The sequence below is a fragment of the Rhodococcus sp. 05-2255-3B1 genome (genome assembly GCF_002258545.1).
In the GTDB taxonomy this organism is placed as follows: Bacteria; Actinomycetota; Actinomycetes; order Mycobacteriales; family Mycobacteriaceae; genus Rhodococcoides.
Genome location: NZ_NOZC01000046.1, coordinates 176,765 through 192,812 on the forward strand (window position 1 = coordinate 176,765; position 16,048 = coordinate 192,812).

12 protein-coding genes and 1 pseudogene are annotated in these 16,048 nt (G+C 64.9%); 8 read left to right on the forward strand and 5 right to left on the reverse strand.

What is annotated here, in order from left to right:
• The first annotated feature begins 154 nt into the window (after nt 1–154).
• The 4 genes from CH249_RS27360 to CH249_RS27375 are packed head-to-tail and all read left to right on the forward strand — an operon-like array spanning nt 155 to nt 3,844.
• Nucleotides 155–967 (forward strand): hypothetical protein, encoded by an 813-nt coding sequence (locus CH249_RS27360; RefSeq protein ID WP_179273180.1) that lies wholly within the window; start codon nt 155–157, stop codon nt 965–967.
• Complete coding sequence (locus CH249_RS27365; RefSeq protein WP_094629814.1) at nt 964–2,538, forward strand: DNA polymerase Y family protein; 1,575 nt, start codon at nt 964–966, stop codon at nt 2,536–2,538. Before CH249_RS27360 ends, CH249_RS27365 begins: the two co-directional genes overlap by 4 nt.
• A 22-nt stretch (nt 2,539–2,560) precedes the next feature.
• On the forward strand, nt 2,561–3,325 hold the full coding sequence (locus CH249_RS27370; RefSeq protein WP_373453511.1) for an alpha/beta fold hydrolase: 765 nt from the start codon (nt 2,561–2,563) through the stop codon (nt 3,323–3,325).
• A gap of 9 nt (nt 3,326–3,334) precedes the next feature.
• On the forward strand, nt 3,335–3,844 hold the full coding sequence (locus CH249_RS27375) for a hypothetical protein (RefSeq protein WP_094683676.1): 510 nt from the start codon (nt 3,335–3,337) through the stop codon (nt 3,842–3,844).
• A gap of 10 nt (nt 3,845–3,854) precedes the next feature.
• Here CH249_RS27375 and CH249_RS27380 read toward each other — a convergent pair whose 3' ends face one another.
• Both CH249_RS27380 and CH249_RS27385 read right to left on the reverse strand, forming a co-directional pair.
• A complete protein-coding gene (locus CH249_RS27380; RefSeq protein WP_045195872.1) occupies nt 3,855–5,855 on the reverse strand; it encodes an SDR family oxidoreductase in 2,001 nt (666 codons plus the stop codon).
• A 34-nt stretch (nt 5,856–5,889) separates the two neighbouring features.
• The gene (locus tag CH249_RS27385) at nt 5,890–8,019 is read right to left on the reverse strand and encodes an MMPL family transporter (protein ID WP_094683677.1); all 2,130 of its coding nucleotides are present in this window, start codon (nt 8,017–8,019) and stop codon (nt 5,890–5,892) included.
• 140 nt (nt 8,020–8,159) lie between these two features.
• Here CH249_RS27385 and CH249_RS27390 point away from each other — a divergent pair, with 140 nt between their 5' ends.
• Together CH249_RS27390 and CH249_RS27395 are read left to right on the forward strand one after the other, a co-directional pair.
• The gene (locus CH249_RS27390) at nt 8,160–11,435 is read left to right on the forward strand and encodes an error-prone DNA polymerase (RefSeq protein WP_094683681.1); all 3,276 of its coding nucleotides are present in this window, start codon (nt 8,160–8,162) and stop codon (nt 11,433–11,435) included.
• Nucleotides 11,436–11,458: 23 nt separating this feature from the next.
• On the forward strand, nt 11,459–11,959 hold the full coding sequence (locus CH249_RS27395; RefSeq protein ID WP_094629824.1) for a metallophosphoesterase: 501 nt from the start codon (nt 11,459–11,461) through the stop codon (nt 11,957–11,959).
• 15 nt (nt 11,960–11,974) lie between these two features.
• On the opposite strand, the gene CH249_RS27400 is transcribed toward CH249_RS27395, so the two are convergent.
• Nucleotides 11,975–12,700: an SDR family NAD(P)-dependent oxidoreductase gene (locus CH249_RS27400; protein WP_094629812.1), complete on the reverse strand. Its 726-nt coding sequence runs from the start codon at nt 12,698–12,700 to the stop codon at nt 11,975–11,977.
• A 75-nt stretch (nt 12,701–12,775) separates the two neighbouring features.
• Here CH249_RS27400 and CH249_RS27405 point away from each other — a divergent pair, with 75 nt between their 5' ends.
• Together CH249_RS27405 and CH249_RS27410 are read left to right on the forward strand one after the other, a co-directional pair.
• On the forward strand, nt 12,776–13,615 hold the full coding sequence (locus CH249_RS27405) for a helix-turn-helix transcriptional regulator (protein ID WP_032397483.1): 840 nt from the start codon (nt 12,776–12,778) through the stop codon (nt 13,613–13,615).
• A 122-nt stretch (nt 13,616–13,737) separates the two neighbouring features.
• A complete protein-coding gene (locus CH249_RS27410; protein ID WP_094645356.1) occupies nt 13,738–14,667 on the forward strand; it encodes an SDR family oxidoreductase in 930 nt (309 codons plus the stop codon).
• 15 nt (nt 14,668–14,682) lie between these two features.
• Here CH249_RS27410 and CH249_RS27415 read toward each other — a convergent pair whose 3' ends face one another.
• Nucleotides 14,683–15,567: a HAMP domain-containing protein gene (locus CH249_RS27415; RefSeq protein WP_256980994.1), complete on the reverse strand. Its 885-nt coding sequence runs from the start codon at nt 15,565–15,567 to the stop codon at nt 14,683–14,685.
• 240 nt (nt 15,568–15,807) lie between these two features.
• Nucleotides 15,808–16,048 (reverse strand): annotated as a pseudogene (locus CH249_RS28165) (hypothetical protein); the annotation flags it as partial.

Below are 16,048 nucleotides of genomic sequence, written 5' to 3' on the forward strand. Positions count from 1 at the left end.
GGCATCTACCAGGGGCTTCGGCATCACCTTGACGAGTTGCCGTCCGAGCGGCTTTACTGAGTGCAGATCGAAATTGTGTTCGAATACGCCACTTCCCGCGTTCGTCGAACACCGAAGTTTCGGCTCGATTTTCTACGCCGCGAAGGGGAGTGACATGACTGTATCGGGAGCTTCCGTCACGCCGGATGTGCTCGACGGGTTGTCGCTGCCGGAGCGTGTGGCGTTGCTGCGTAGCCGGATGGCCGCCGTGCCTTCTCGGGGCGAAACGGCATCGGTGCGTATCGAGAATTCGGACCCCGTCGAGCCGGTGCACCCGGAACCGTCGATACCGCGTCCGACCCGTCAGCGGCCCGTTCTTCCGGTGCCGTCCGCGCTGATCGAGGTGCTGCCGCACGGTGGACTGGTACGTGGAACGGTGGCCTCGGTTTCCGGTGCCGGCTCGCTCCTGATCGGGTTGGTGGCCGCGGTGACCGGTGCCGGCGGGCATGTCGCCGTCATCGGGCAGCCTCGTTTCGGAATTCTGGCCGCGGTGGAAATGGGTGCACAACTGAGCAAGCTGGCTCTGATTCCCGATCCCGGTCCCGACCCGGTGGAAGTGGCGGCCATTCTGCTCGACGGTGTCGATCTCGTGGTACTCGGTCTCGGCGGTCTGTCGGTTTCGCCCACTCGGGCCAGGGCCGTGGTGGCCAGAGCGCGGAGCAAGGGGTCGACGCTGCTGGTGACCGATGGGCACTGGGACGGGGCAGAGCTACGACTGGACGCATCCGTGCACGGATACGACGGCCTCGGCACGGGCCTGGAGCTGGGCCGCGGCCGACTACGCGGCGTCCGATTGTCGGTGTGCGCTCGCGGCAAGGCGATGCGGCCCCGCACCGTTCGACTCGACCTGCGTTCGGAGAACGGCCGCATCGAGTGGCATGCCGAGGAGCGCGAACAGAATCCGTTGTCGATCGCGGTCTCGACATGAGCATCGATCGTTCCAGCCGTGTTCTTGCACTGTGGTGTCCCGATTGGCCCGCCGTCGCAGCAGCTGCTCAGGCCGATCTCCCTGCGACGCATCCGGTGGTCGTCACCTCGGCCAATCGGGTCGTCGCGTGCTCGGCGACGGCACGGGCGTCGGGTATCAAGCGCGGCCTGCGCCGTCGGGAAGCGCAGGCGCGGTGCCCGGATGTGCACGTCGCTCTCGCCGATACCGATCGTGATGCGCGATTGTTCGAGCCCGTGGTCTCGGCCGTCGCCGCCATCGCGCCGGGCGTCGAAGTGCTGCGACCGGGCTTGCTGGTTCTCTCTGCTCGCGGCGTCGGACGGTATTTCGGTACCGAACATCGGGCCGCGGAACGGTTGATCGACGAAGCGTCGGCTGCCGGTGTGGAATGTCAGATCGGTATCGCCGACGAGCTGTCCACCGCGGTCGTCGCTGCACGGTATGCGCAGGTGGTGCCGCGCGGCGGGGGTGCAGGCTTTCTCGCACCGTTGCCGGTGGCAGAACTCTCGGCCGAACCGAGCATGTCCGCGGCCGATCGCGGTGAGCTGGTGGATCTGTTGCGACGCTTGGGTCTACGAACGATCGGCGACTTCGCGGCCCTGTCTCCCGGGGATGTCGCGTCGCGCTTCGGCACCGATGCCGTGTTGGCGCATCGCAGTGCCAGGGGCGAGCCCGAACGTCCGCCGTCGGCCAGGGCTCTGCCGCCGGACCTGGATGTGGAGTACCTGTGCGATCCGCCGATCGATCGGGTCGACGCAGCTGCGTTCGCCGGGCGCGGGTTGGCCGAGCAGTTGCACACCAAGCTCGCTGCCGCTGCCGTTGCGTGCACTCGTCTGCTGGTGCACGCCAGTACCGGTAACGGCGAGAATCTGTCGCGGATATGGCGCTGCGCCGAGCCGTTGACGCCGGAGGGAACAGCCGACCGCGTGCGCTGGCAGCTCGACGGCTGGATCACCGGGCGCAGCGAGAACAAGCCGACGTCCGCGATCACCGTGCTACGGCTCGAACCCATCGAAGTGGTGGCCGCCGGTGAGCTGCAGCTGGGTTTGTGGGGCAGTGTCGGGGACGAGGACGAGAGGGCGCGTCGGGCCTTGGTGCGTGTGCAGGGTCTGCTCGGCGGCGAATCGGTGCTCGGTGGTGTGCTCAGCGGTGGCCGCGGGCCGGCCGAGCGGATCACCCTGCGCCCACTCGGCGATGAACTGGTACCGATGTCCGATCCGTCGGATCCCTGGCCGGGACGGCTCCCGGAGCCTGCTCCGGCGGCAGTGATCGAGACACGTCCGACGGTGACGCTGATGAATCGGTCGGGGACCGGAATCGGCGTCACCGATCGTGGTGTGTTCGATGCACCGCCGTCGCGATTGCGCTGGGGCACCAAGGAATGGGAACTGACGGGTCTGGCCGGGCCGTGGCCGGTGGACGAGCGATGGTGGGACAGTGGCCACGCGGCGACGGGTCCGACGGCGCGAGCCCAGGTGGTGCTCGACGACGAAAGGGCCTTGCTGCTGGTGTTCGACGAGGGTCGGTGGCGGGTGGAAGGAATCTACGAATAGCGGCACCGCTACCGTCGAGAGAATGCAGATGATGTCGGAGACGGTCGACCTCGATGGTGTCGACATCGCGTATCGCTCGTTCACCCCGCTGGGGCACGCCAACTCGGATTCGGTACCGGTGATGCTGGTGCACGGAATGGGCGGTGACAGCACAACCTGGGATCGGTTCACCCGTGCACTCACCGCGCAGGGCAGCCGAGTGATCACCGTCGATCTGCGCGGACACGGCAAGAGTGCGCACACGTCCACGTACGAATTCGATTCCTTCGGGGCAGACCTGCTGGCGTTGATCGACCACCTAGGGCTCGACGAAGTCGATCTCGTCGGGCATTCCCTGGGCGGATACGCGGTCTCGCTCGTCGCGCAGCGTCGCCCGCAGCTCGTCCGCCGTCTGGTCCTCGAGGAGCTTCCGATACCGATTCGGCCGGGAGACGCTCCGCCGACGCTGACCGGCAGGATGCCGTCGGTGACCGAACTCTGGCACGCAGCGACCAGTGTCGTTCTGCATCCCCGCGCGGTACTCGCCTTCGATCGCTCGATGACCACCACTGCTCTCGAGCAGTTCCGTCGGCCCAATCCACAGTGGTGGGAGTCGTTGGCCGACATCACGGCTCCGACGCTGGTACTTCGCGGAGGTCCGGGCGGAATGGTCGATCCGGACCGGCTGGACGCGATGGTCGCCGAGATTCCGACCTGCCGCGTCGAGGCGTTCCGCACCGGGCACAGCATCCATCGCGACGGATACTCGGCGTTCGAGGCAGCAGTTCTGCCGTTTCTGACGAACTAGGATCCGTGCATGTCTCTGAGCGTGCTCGATCGCAGAATGCTGGGCTGGTCGGCGCTGTTCGTCGTATCCCAGGCCAACATCGCCCTACTGCTCGGCCCCGCAGCTCCGAAAGTGCTTGCCGTACAGACGGCGTGGTCCGCCCAGCGTTACCGGCAGATCCTGGCGAGCATGGACGAGACCGAGATCGCTCGGTTCCGCAGCCACTATCTGCCCGACTTCGTACATCCCGCGATCTATGCCGTCGCGCTGCGTGCAGGCGCGAGGAGCCTGGCGGAGAAGACTCAGCTGAGCCCCGCAGTGACGACGGCATTGGCCGTCGCTCCCGTTGCCTCCGCCGCCGGGGACTACATCGAGAACGTCGTCGGACTGGTGTTGGTCGACAACCGAGAACGGATCGCCGACACCGTCGTCCGCGCCACCACCGTGGTCAGCACCGTCAAATGGACACTCGCCATCGGCACTCTGACGTACCTGAGTCAGGGATTTCTGCGGGTGTGGGCAAAGGCTCTGTTGCGCTGAGTTCTGCCGGTCACCAACTGGTGCCGGGGACCAGTCTTCCGACGCGTCGGATCACCTTGCCGATGCGTGCGCTCGGAGCCTTCGGATCGTAGGGACGCACCCGATAGGGCACCTTCCCGTCCTCGATCGTGACCGGCGTTTCACCCTTGGCTGCCGCGGATTCGGGAAATTTTCGGTAGTGCTGATGCATCGTGCGGTCTTTGCCCTTGGGGGCGAACATGGCACCGAATTGCCCGAGTGTTCCCAGTGGAGTGTCGATTCGCTTCGGCTTGTCGCTCAGTGCGCGAATGACGATCGCGGCAGCCTTCTCCGGTGAGAACACCGGACCGACGTTCTTGTCTCCCGTCGGGGTGATCATCGGTGTGTCCACCAGGGGCATGTGAATGGTGGTGTAGGTGATTCCATCCGAGAGTGTCTCTGCGGCAGCCACATCGGTGAAGCCGTCGAGCGCGGCCTTGCTGGCCACGTAGGCCGAGAACCGAGGCGGGTGTCCGAGGACCGCAGCGCTGGAGATGTTGACCACGTGCCCGAACTGACGTTCACGCATGTGTGGCAACAGTGTCAGCACCAAACGGATCGCCCCGAAGTAGTTGACGGCCATGGTGCGCTCGTAGTCGTGCAATCGATCGGTGGATCGATAGAGTGCGCGGCGGATGGATCGTCCGGCGCTGTTCACCAGCATGTCGACGTGATCGTGTTCGCTCAGAACGGTTTTCACGGTCTGATCCACCGATTCGCTGTCGGTGACGTCGCACGAGTAACCGTAGGCGGTGCCGCCCGATTCGCGGATGTGCTCGACCACCTCGTCGAGTTGATCCTGACCGCGCGCGAGCAGAATGACCACCGCACCCTTGCGGGCAGCTGCTTCGGCGCTGGCACGACCGATTCCGGACGAGCCACCGGTGATGACGATGTGACGGCCGAACAGCGGCCCGCGTGGGTCGTTTCGGCGGTTGCGCTTGGGATCGAAGTTCTCCCGCCAGTGAGTCCACACTCGATCGGCGTACGTCCGCAGCGGTGGAGGCGTGATCGAGCTGCCCTGCAACGCTTTCTGTGTCGATGCCGACTCGAACACGGTGGGCAGAGTCAGGTGTTCGAGCATCACCGGAGGTACTCCGAGATCACGAAGGGCGGCGTCGCGTTGCTTGCGCACGGCCCTGGACTTGGGGGAGACCACGGGAGCGACCAGCGCTCCTGGCACGTCGACGATTCGCGCGCGAGATCCCGCTGCCGACGAGAACGCGGCGTAGACCTCTGCCATCGACTGAGGCGTCGGATTGACCAGATGGAACACGCTGCCGGGAGCGGTGTTTCGATGCACGAGCTCGACGATGGCGTCGGCGACGTAGTCGACCGGAACCAGGTTGGTAGCGCCCATCTTAGGCACCGTGATCGGTACGACGGAGGGCAGCTTGGCCAGCTCCGCGAAGAACGGGAAGAAGAAGTACGGTCCGTCGACCTTGTCGATGGCACCGGTCTCCGAGTGTCCGATGATCGCGGCAGGCCGATACACCCGCCAGTCCGCAGCGCTGTCGCGGACCAACTTCTCGGACTCGAACTTGGTGCGGTGATAGGCAGTCGGAAAATTCTGGCCGAGGTCGAAGTCGTTCTCGGAGAACGTTCCTCGATAGTCGCCCGCAACGGCGATCGACGAGATGTGGTGTAGGCGGGCCCCGGTCTTCTCGGCGAGGCCGATCACCGAGGCAGTTCCGGCGACGTTGGTCGGGGCTTGCTCGTCGCCTGCGGTCAGGTCGTATACGGCTCCGAGATGGAGGATGTGGTCGATGTCGGCAGGCACGTCTCGGAGTCCGAGCTCCGGCTCGGTGAGATCGCCGACCAGCGGGTGAATTCGGTCGCCGCCGTCGAGGTGCTGTGCCAATCGCTCGAGACGGGCCACCGATCCCGGACGCACCAGCACGTGGATCGCGGCGAGCGCATCACGTTCGAGCAATCGGGGCAGGACGTTCTTCCCGAGAAACCCGGTACCGCCGGTTACGATGTAGTTCGCCATGCGAGCCGACCTTACTCCAAGGTAAGTTCCGGTGCTAGTGCCCGATACCTGCTTTTTCGTGCACTTTCTTCATCCAGGCCGGTGCCCACCAGTTCGCCTCGCCCATGAGTTTGACCAGGGACGGAACCAGCAACATCCGGATGATGGTGGCGTCGATGATCAGCGCCAGGATGACTCCGACGCCGAGGAACCTCATGATCGACAGACCCGAGACGGTGAAGGCCCCGGTGACGACGATCAGTATCAGCGCCGCCGCGGTCACGATGCGTCCGGTGCGTTGAGCGCCGAAGATCACCGCTTCCTCGGTGCTCGCTCCAGCCGCGCGAGCCTCCACCATGCGCGACATCAGGAACACCTCGTAGTCGGTCGACAAGCCGAAGATGACCGCGAGAATGAGAACCACGAACGTCGATTCGAGCGGACCGGGGGTGACGCCGAGCAGGCCGGCTCCGTGGCCTTCCTGGAACACCCACGTGAGTGCGCCGAAGGTGGCGGCCAGGCTCAGTCCGGCCATCAGGACCGCCTTGATCGGCAACACGATCGATCCGAATGCGAGGAACAACAACACCAGCGTCGAGACGACCATGATCGTGATCATCACCGGTAGCCACTTCGCGATCGCCGCATTGCCGTCGTCGACGTTGGCTCGTCCGCCGCCGACGAGGATCTCGGTACCGTCCGGAGGAGTGATCGCGCGCAGCGCCGCCACTGCGTCGGATTGGGATTCGGCCTCGCTCAGCCCGCCGGTCGGTTCGCTGTAGGACGCCTGCAGCGTCACGAAATCGTCTTTCGAGCCCAGGAATTCGGCTCGGGCGATACCGGGCGTGGATTCCACGGCTGAGGTGAGCGCCGCAATCGGTGCGCCCTGAGGCTTGACGCCGTCCAGGCCGCGCAGAACCACGGTTGCGCCCTCGCCGGTGGATTCGAAGTCGGAGCCGAGAGTCTCGAACGCCATGCGCGCAGGGTTGTCCTTCGGCAGCGCCGTGTAGTCGACCTCTCCGAGCGATACCTTCAGGATCGGGGTGGCGATGATCAGCAAACCGGCGACGATGACGGCAGCGACGATGCCCGGATGCTTCATGACGCGGGTGACGACGCCGCCCCAGAACTTGTGTGCGCGTGCATCGCCTCGGTCGGACGCTGTGCGCGACCACGTCCAGGAGTTGATGCGGGTACCGAGAATGGCGAGCAGGGCGGGAATCGCGGTCAGTGACAGGACGGCTGCACTCGCCACTGCGGCCATGGCCCCGAACCCGAGAGATCGGATCACTGCCTGCGGGAAGACGAGCATCCCGGCGAATGCGCAGATCAGCAGCAGTCCGGAGAAGACGACGGTCTTGCCTGCGGTGGCGACGGTGCGGATTGTCGCGTCGATCGGCGTCGATCCACCGCGCAGTTCCTCGCGGAACCTGCTGACGATGAACAGTCCGTAGTCGATGGCCAGGCCCAGTCCCAGCAACGACGCGACGTTGATCGAGAACGAGCTGACTTCGGTGAACTCGGTGAGCACCCGCAGGATGGCCAGGGAGCTGAGCACGCTCAGAATGCCGACGAAGACCGGAACCGCTGCGGCGATCACGCCGCCGAAGATGAAGATCAGCAGCAGCAGTGTGATGGGAACAGCGATGATCTCGGAGCGGATCAGGTCGCGTTCGAGGGTTTCGCTGAGCGAGACTCCCACCACCGTTGCGCCGGCGAACTGAGATTCGATGCCGGGCACTTCGAGCTGTGGTGGAAGCTCACCGAAGGTGTTGAACGTGACGCCCGAGTTCGCACCGAGGTACACCGTGGCCAACGCCTTGGTTCGGTCCTTGGAGACCAGGAATTCCTTGCTGATCGGGTCTGCGCTCCAGTACGAGGCGACGTTGCCGAGGGTGTATCGACTGCTGAACTCGTCGAGCGTCGCTTGGACCTGTGGTCCGATGTCGTCGATCGACCGGCCCTCTGGGGCGGTGTAGATCGCGACGATGTCGGGGGTCGGTTGGCCTATGCCCTGCACCAGCCGTGCGACCTCGGACGATTCGCTGCCTGCGTCGGCGTAGCCGCCCTCGCTCAGTTTCGAGAAGACGCCGAGTCCGAAGATTCCGCCGACGGCGACGACGGCGACGACAACTGCCAGTGCCCATCGTTTGTGCGATACGACGAACGAGGCCCAACGCGTCACGTCTGTGCTCCGGCTCTGTGAAAGGGATTCGGCGAAAAAGGGTCAGTGGCGATTCGACTCTAGTTGATCCGTGTCAGACCCCCGTGTTCTCATTAGAACAAGTGTTCGATGAGGTGGCGACGTGAGGGAAGGTGGTCTCGATGGGATGGAACGACGGACCACCCACGTGGTCGGAGATGGAACGAGTCCTGTCCGGACGCCCGAAGCCCGTGGCCGAGGGTGACGGAGGTGACAGCCCGGCGTGGTCACGAAAGAGGGACGTCTACGACCGCACCATCGACAAGCCCACTCTGTCGGTGACTCCCTACGCGGAATTGCACGCGCACTCGGCGTTCAGTTTTCTCGACGGTGCCTCGCAGCCCGAGGAGATGGTCGAGGAAGCGGTACGCCTCGGCCTCGAGTCCATCGCCATCACCGACCACGACGGTTTCTACGGGGTCGTGCGGTTCGCCGAGGCAGCCAGAGCTCTCGGTATCGGAACCGTGTTCGGTGCCGAACTCTCGTTGGACACCCATCGATCCCGAGCCGGAGAGACCGATCCCGACGGCACCCACCTACTGGTGCTCGCTCGCGGACAGGAGGGGTATCGCCGGCTCTCGCGTCGGATCGCCGCTGCACACCTGGCGGGCGGGGTCAAAGGTAAGCCGCAGTACGACATCGACGAACTCACCGAATCGGCGGGCGGTCACTGGCAGATTCTCACCGGTTGCCGGAAGGGGCATGTTCGCCAGGCGCTCTCGCGTGGTGGTCCGGAGGCAGCAGAGGCCGCGCTGCGCACACTCGTCGACCGGTTCGGATCCGATCGTGTCACCGTCGAACTCACCCGGCACGGCGTCGCAGACGACGACGAGCGCAACGACGCACTCGCGACTCTGGCGCAGCGGTACGGCCTTCCGACGATCGCCACCACGGCCGCGCACTACGCCGGTCCGCGTAGCAGGAGATTGGCCATGGCGATGGCGGCTGTGCGCGCACGGAGCAGCTTGGACGAGGCTGCCGGTTGGTTGGCACCGACCGGCGGTGGACATCTACGGTCCGGGGCGGAAATGGCCGAACTGTTCCGTCACTATCCGGGCGCGGTGCGCGGTGCCGTCGAGCTCGGTCGTGAGTGTTCGTTCGATCTGAAGCTGATCGCGCCGCGCCTGCCACCGTTCGATGTGCCCGACGGATACACCGAGATCAGCTATCTGCGTCGACTCACGTTGGAGGGAGCCGCCCGTCGGTACGGCTCGCAGTCGGCGAACCCGGCCGCCTATTCGCAGCTCGAGTACGAGCTCGACATCATCGAGAGGCTCGAATTCCCCGGCTACTTCCTGGTGGTCCACGACATCGTCCACTTCTGCAAGACTCACGACATCCTCTGTCAGGGAAGGGGTTCGGCGGCCAACTCGGCTGTCTGCTTCGCGATCGGCATCACCAACGTCGATCCGGTGGCGAACAAGCTGCTGTTCGAGCGGTTCCTCGCACCCGAGCGCGACGGGCCGCCCGACATCGACATCGACATCGAATCCGATCGTCGAGAAGAGGCGATCCAGCACGTCTACGCCAAGTACGGCCGCACTCATGCCGCCCAGGTGGCCAACGTCATCACCTACCGCGGCAAGTCGTCGGTACGAGACATGGCGCGTGCGCTCGGCTTTTCGCAGGGACAACAGGACGCGTGGAGCAAGCAGATCACCCGCTGGTCCGGAATCGGTGATCAGGACGGCGACGGAATTCCCGACTCCGTTCTCGACCTGGCCCGTCAGATCGAGGGCTTCCCACGCCACCTCGGCATTCACTCCGGCGGCATGGTGATCTGTGATCGTCCGATCGCCGACGTCTGCCCGGTGGAATGGGCGACGATGGAGAACCGCAGTGTGCTCCAGTGGGACAAGGATGACTGTGCCGCAGTGGGTTTGGTGAAGTTCGACATGCTCGGACTCGGTATGCTCTCGGCGCTGCACTACATGATGGACCTGATCGCCGAGCACAAGGGCATCGACATCGAACTCGCCTCGATCGATCTGTCCGAGCCCGAGGTGTACGAGATGCTCCAGCGAGCCGATTCGGTGGGGGTGTTCCAGGTCGAGTCCCGCGCGCAGATGGCCACTCTGCCGCGTCTGAAGCCGCGCAACTTCTACGATCTGGTGGTCGAGGTCGCGCTGATCCGTCCCGGTCCGATCCAGGGTGGTTCGGTGCACCCGTACATCAAGCGCCGCAACGGACTCGAGCCGGTGATCTTCGAGCATCCGTCGCTGAAGAAGGCGCTCGATCGAACACTCGGTGTGCCGCTGTTCCAGGAACAGCTGATGCAGATGGCCATCGATGTTGCGGGTTTCAGTGCCGCCGACGCCGATCAACTACGCCGTGCCATGGGATCGAAACGGTCACCGGAGAAGATGGAACTGCTGAGGGGACGGTTTTACGACGGGATGCGCGACCTGCACGGCATCACCGGTACAGCTGCCGACCGAATCTACGAGAAGCTGTCGGCCTTCGCCAATTTCGGCTTCCCCGAGAGCCATTCGCAGAGCTTCGCCTCACTGGTGTTCTACTCCTCCTGGTTCAAGCTGCATCACCCGGCGGCGTTCTGTGCCGGACTGCTGCGCGCCCAGCCGATGGGTTTCTATTCACCGCAATCTCTGGTCGCCGACGCCAGGCGACACGGCGTGCTGGTCCACGGTGCCGACGTCAATGCCAGTCTCGGTCATGCGAACCTGGAGGGAAACGGCCTCGAGATTCGGATGGGGTTGGCGGACGTGAAGTTCATCGGTACTGCTCTGGCTCAGAAGATCGTCGACGCGCGAGACGCACATGGGCCGTACACCTCGTTCCTTGACCTGACGGGACGCGTCGAACTGTCGGTGGCGCAGGCGGAAGCGCTGGCCACGGCAGGCGCACTCGGGTGTTTCGGCATCACCCGTCGAGAGGCACTGTGGGCTGCGGGTGCGGCGGCGGGGGAGCGGCCCGGTCTGCTCCCCGGCATCGGAGCGTCGACGAAAGCGCCTGCGTTACCCGGCATGACGGACCTCGATCTGGCGTCGGCCGACGTCTGGGCAACCGGTGTGTCACCGGATTCCTATCCCACCCAGTTCTTTCGAGATCGGCTCGATTCGCTCGGCGTGGTTCCCGCGAATCGACTGCTGCAGATCCCCGACGGAGACAGAGTGCTCGTCGGCGGTGCGGTGACGCATCGCCAGCGGCCGGCCACGGCCGGAGGCGTCACGTTCATCAACCTCGAGGACGAGACCGGCATGGTCAACGTGGTGTGCTCGGTCGGGTTGTGGGCCAAGTACCGCAAGTTGGCAATCACGGCTCCGGCGTTGCTGATTCGCGGCAAGGTACAGAACGCCGAGGGTGCGGTGACCGTGGTTGCCGATCATCTGCAACTGATGGATCTCCGAGTTGCGTCCAGATCGAGGGACTTCCGATGAAGGGCGACGTGCACAATCGACGGGTGAAGTTGCTGCTGATCGCCGACACTCATCTCCCGAAGCGTGCACGCGACCTGCCCGACGAGGTGTGGGCGGCCGTCGACGACGCGGATGTCGTGATCCATGCCGGTGATTGGGTGGACCTCGCATCGTTCGAGGAGCTGTCACGGCGGTCGCGTCGTCTGGTCGCGTGCTGGGGGAACAACGACGGTGACGAGTTGCGCGCGCTGATGCCCGAACGCGCCGACGTCGTGCTCGGCGGGGTTCGGTTCACCGTGATCCACGAGACCGGAGCTGCGACGGGACGTGAACGACGCATGGCCGCGGCGTACCCGGAGACGGACGTGCTCGTGTTCGGGCACAGTCACATCCCGTGGGACACGTTCGCGGACAACGGTCTTCGGCTGCTCAACCCCGGTTCACCGACGGATCGGCGCCGCCAACCGTTCTGTACGTACATGACCGCCACAGCCGAGGACGGTGCGCTGACGAACGTGGAGCTGCATCGCATCGCCCCTCGGTAGTCACGACCGAAGTACTCACATTCCGCCGGCCACCCTGACGACGGTTCCGGTCGCGTATCGCGCATCATCGGAGAGCAACCAGGACACGGCTCCGGCGATCTCGTCCGGCGCACCGGGGCGGCCGAGGGGAATGCTCGACGCCATCTTCTGTGGTCGCTGTCGATCGCGATGGAAGTCGGTCTCGATGATGCCCGGTGCCACCGCGTTGACGCGAATGTTCTGCGCAGCAACTTCTTTCGCCAGACCGACTGTCAGCGTGTCGACGGCGGCCTTGGCCGCCGCGTAGTGGACGTACATGCCGGGGCTGCCCAGAGTCGCGGCAGCTGAGGAGATGTTGACGATCGAGCCACCCGATTCGACCATCGCCGCGATCGCGTACTTGCAGCAGGTGAGCACACCGACCAGGTTGACGTCGAGGTCTGCTCTGATGGTCTCGATGTCGTTGTCGACCAGCAGCCCGACTGCGCGTGCCGAACCGGCGTTGTTGACCAGACCGGTGACAGCTCCGATCTCGCCGGCGGCGCCGAACAGATCGATCACCGCCTGCTCGTCGGTGGTGTCGGCGCGTACGGCGATCACGGTTCGACCGGATGCCGACAGCTCGGCGGCCAACCCTTCAGCGGCGGCGGCGTCGGAGCGATAGCCGATCACCACATCGTGCCCGTCGGCCACCAGCCGTCGGGATACGGCGGCACCGATTCCGCGACTTCCACCGGTGACGATGGTCAGGGGAGCGCTCATCGTTGAACAATAGCCATCGCGGAGAGGGCACAATTGCGGCAGAGGCAACCGCGTTCGACCGGAAGGGGCTCCGCGGTGATCGATCGATCGGAATTGGCAGTGTTTCTCCGGCAGAGGCGCGAATCTCTGCAACCCGAGGACGTCGGGCTGCCGCGAGGGCAGCGTAGACGGACCCAGGGCCTACGCCGCGAAGAGGTGGCCGAGCTGTGCCACATGTCGACCGACTACTACGCACGACTCGAACGGGCTACCGGACCCGCTCCGTCGGCGCAGATGATCGCCTCGATCGCGCAGGGACTGCATCTGTCGCTCGGTGAGCGTGATCACGTGTTTCGATTGGCCGGGCACAATCCTCCCGCCCGCGGTTCGTCGAGCGAGCACGTCAGCCCGGGAATGCTCCGAATTCTGGACCGCCTGAACGACACGCCCGCCGAGATCGTGTCCGAAATCGGAGAGACGCTCCGTCAGACGCCGCTGGGTGCGGCACTGACAGGTGATGCGTCGCTGCGCACCGGGCCGAACCGGAGCCTGGGATACCGATGGTTCACCGACCCCGAGGCCCGGCAGTCGTACCCGCCCGAAGAGCGTGCGGTGCTGTCTCGGGTGTACGCGTCGGGGCTGCGCGAGATCGTCACTCTTCGCGGACCCGACTCGAGAGCTGCGCACCTGTCCGCAGAATTGCTCGAGGTCAGCGAGGAGTTTCGAACCCTGTGGGCGAAGCGCGAAGTGGGAGTTCACCCACCCGAGTCGAAGCGGTTTCTGCACCCGACGGTCGGCCTGCTGCAACTGAACTGCCAGACACTGCTGGACCCCGAGCAGGCGCATCGACTGCTGGTGTACACGGCAGTGCCCGGCAGCGAGAGCTACGCCAAATTGGAACTGCTCGCGGTGGTGGGAACTCAGGTTCTGTCCTGACGCGATTCGACGGTGGCGGTCGTATCAGTGGATCGGCAAGTCCTGGATGAGCCCGCGGCAATCGTCGAACATGGGTTCTGCAGGTCGAATCCACACGATCAACACCGACACAGGAGCTTGTCATGAGCCGAACAGCACACACATCCCTTCGCGATCTGACGGGCAAGGTGGCCGTCGTCACGGGAGCGAGCGACGGGATCGGAACGGTCATCGCCACGCAGCTCGCCCGCTCCGGTGCCGAGGTCGTGATGCCGGTGCGCTCGGCCACCAAGGGGGAGCGGGCCGCCGAATCGATCCGAGCCGCCGTGCCGGGAGCGAAGGTCGCCACTCGGGCGCTGGATCTGTCGTCGTTGGAATCCGTTTCCGCTCTGGTGAACGATTTCTCATCCGATGGACGGGCGATCGACATACTCGTCAACAACGCCGGTGTCATGCAGCCACCTGCACGCCAGGTCACCCAGGATGGTTTCGAGCTGCAGTTCGGCACCAATCACCTCGGCCACTTCGCGCTCACCCTCGGTCTGTTGCCGCTGCTGCGCAAAGGTGATGCGAGAGTCACCCATCAGACGAGCATTGCGGCACGGTCGGCGACCATCAATTGGGACGATCTCAACTGGGAGCGTTCCTACGACGTCATGAAGGCCTACGGTCAATCGAAGCTCGCGGTGGCTCTGTTCGCACGCGAACTCGAGGCGCGCAGCAGGGCCGGCGGCTGGGGAATCACCAGCAACATCGCTCACCCCGGAGTTTCGCCGACCAATCTGCTTGCGGCACAACCGGAATTGGGGCGCCCGAAAGATTCGGCAGGAAGACGATTGATCGGCGTTCTTGCCCGCGTCGGCATCGCGGGCACGGTGGACAGTGCAGCACGGCCGGGATTGGTTGCAGCCGCGGGTGGAGCCGCGGGTGGGGATCAGTTCTTCGGCCCGAAACGAGTCATCGGCGGGCCACCGACCGAGGTCGGCATGTGGAAGCCGATGCGCAGCATGGACGATGCACGCCGACTCTGGGAGGTGTCCGAACAGCTCACCGGGGTGCGGCTCTCGTCCTGATCCACTCGAAGGTCCTCACTGGGGTGTCGGCGCGGGCTCCCTGGCGTGATCGACGAGATCGTGTACCAATCCGATGATGACGTCCATCTGAGCGATGACCTCGACGCGCAGTCGGTCCTGCTGGTCTTCGGACATCGACGGTGCGTCGGGCCCGTCGAGCGACATCAGTAGGTCGATGTTCGTACGCAGTGCCGTCAGGGGCTCCATCAGTTCCGCTCCTGCGTCGACGATCAGTTGCCCCTGTCGTGCTCGCGAACGAGACAGGGACGCCAACATCTCGTTGAAGCTGTTGGCCAGTGAAGCCAGTTCGTCGTCACCGTTGACATCGATGGGCTCGAAGTCCCCGGTCCGGGCCACACGTTCGGTGCCCGCGCGAAGTCGGCGTACCGGCCTGAGGCCGGTACGGGCCACGGCTGCACCGGCGACGCCGGCAAGCGCGACGAGAAATGCTCCGACGATGACGAGTGCGAGTGTGAGCTTGGCCAGCAAGGGTGACGCTTCATTGAGCGATTCGGCCACCATGATCGTTCCGCCGGAGCCGGTGCGTGCTGCCGACAGGTAATAGCCTCGTACCTCGCGCAGCGATTGCTCGACGGTGCCGTCCACGACAGATTTCTCCGCGTCGTCCAGAACTCCGTCGGAATTGGTGAAGGGCTCGGTGCCAGTCGTCGACGTCACCAACGTGCCGTCGGGCGTCACCAGCGCTGCTTTCACCGCGGTGCCTTCGGTGTCTTCTATACCGAAGCCGAAGAGACCTGCCGGAACGCCGGATGCGGCGCTGGCAATGAGAGCGTCGCTGTTGCGTTCGACGCGGTCCACGATCTGTGAGCGGAGGGCCTGTTCTGCGACGAGATAGATCGCGAGAGCACTCACTGCGACTGCCAGGGCTGCCACGCTCATCGTCAATACTCTGATGCGGCCGTGCAACGACAGTGCCCGGGGGCGAGCTCTTGCACGTGAATTGCTCATTTCTCGAGTATGCCGGTCGACGAGCGCCGACCATTCTGCAGGCCGCACGGACCGATGTCGTCGTTCGGCCAGGGGCCGACGGTTCATCGTGTTCGTGCACGTGGGTTCGGGTTCCTGACCTCGAGGCGAGCGCCGGCACGGGTCCCCAAGGCCCTCACGAAAGTTCGATCTTCAGAAGGGCGGGGTGTCGGTGTCCTGACTGTCCGACGGTGATTCCGACTTCCGGTGGTCGGGTGGGTGGGGGTAGGCGATGATGCCGGAGTTTCTCGGTTGGGTGGGGATGTGTGGTCTGAGGTCGTTGCCGAGGATGGGAACGGCGGTGCCGTTGGCGGGCAGGGTGATTCGGGTGGTCTTCGATGTCGATGTCCACAGGATCGCTCCGCCGGGGAGCATGACGGCTTTCCAGTAGCCG

Excerpts from the sequence above, each read along its gene's own strand:
- CH249_RS27365 (WP_094629814.1), top strand. The coding sequence starts at position 964 with ATGAGCATCGATCGTTCCAGCCGTGTTCTTGCACTGTGGTGTCCCGAT.
- CH249_RS27360 (WP_179273180.1), top strand. The coding sequence starts at position 155 with ATGACTGTATCGGGAGCTTCCGTCACGCCGGATGTGCTCGACGGGTTG.
- CH249_RS27370 (WP_373453511.1), top strand. The coding sequence starts at position 2,561 with ATGCAGATGATGTCGGAGACGGTCGACCTCGATGGTGTCGACATCGCG.
- CH249_RS27375 (WP_094683676.1), top strand. The coding sequence starts at position 3,335 with ATGTCTCTGAGCGTGCTCGATCGCAGAATGCTGGGCTGGTCGGCGCTG.
- CH249_RS27400 (WP_094629812.1), bottom strand. The coding sequence starts at position 12,700 with ATGAGCGCTCCCCTGACCATCGTCACCGGTGGAAGTCGCGGAATCGGT.
- CH249_RS27380 (WP_045195872.1), bottom strand. The coding sequence starts at position 5,855 with ATGGCGAACTACATCGTAACCGGCGGTACCGGGTTTCTCGGGAAGAAC.
- CH249_RS27410 (WP_094645356.1), top strand. The coding sequence starts at position 13,738 with ATGAGCCGAACAGCACACACATCCCTTCGCGATCTGACGGGCAAGGTG.
- CH249_RS27390 (WP_094683681.1), top strand. The coding sequence starts at position 8,160 with ATGGGATGGAACGACGGACCACCCACGTGGTCGGAGATGGAACGAGTC.
- CH249_RS27415 (WP_256980994.1), bottom strand. The coding sequence starts at position 15,567 with ATGAGCGTGGCAGCCCTGGCAGTCGCAGTGAGTGCTCTCGCGATCTAT.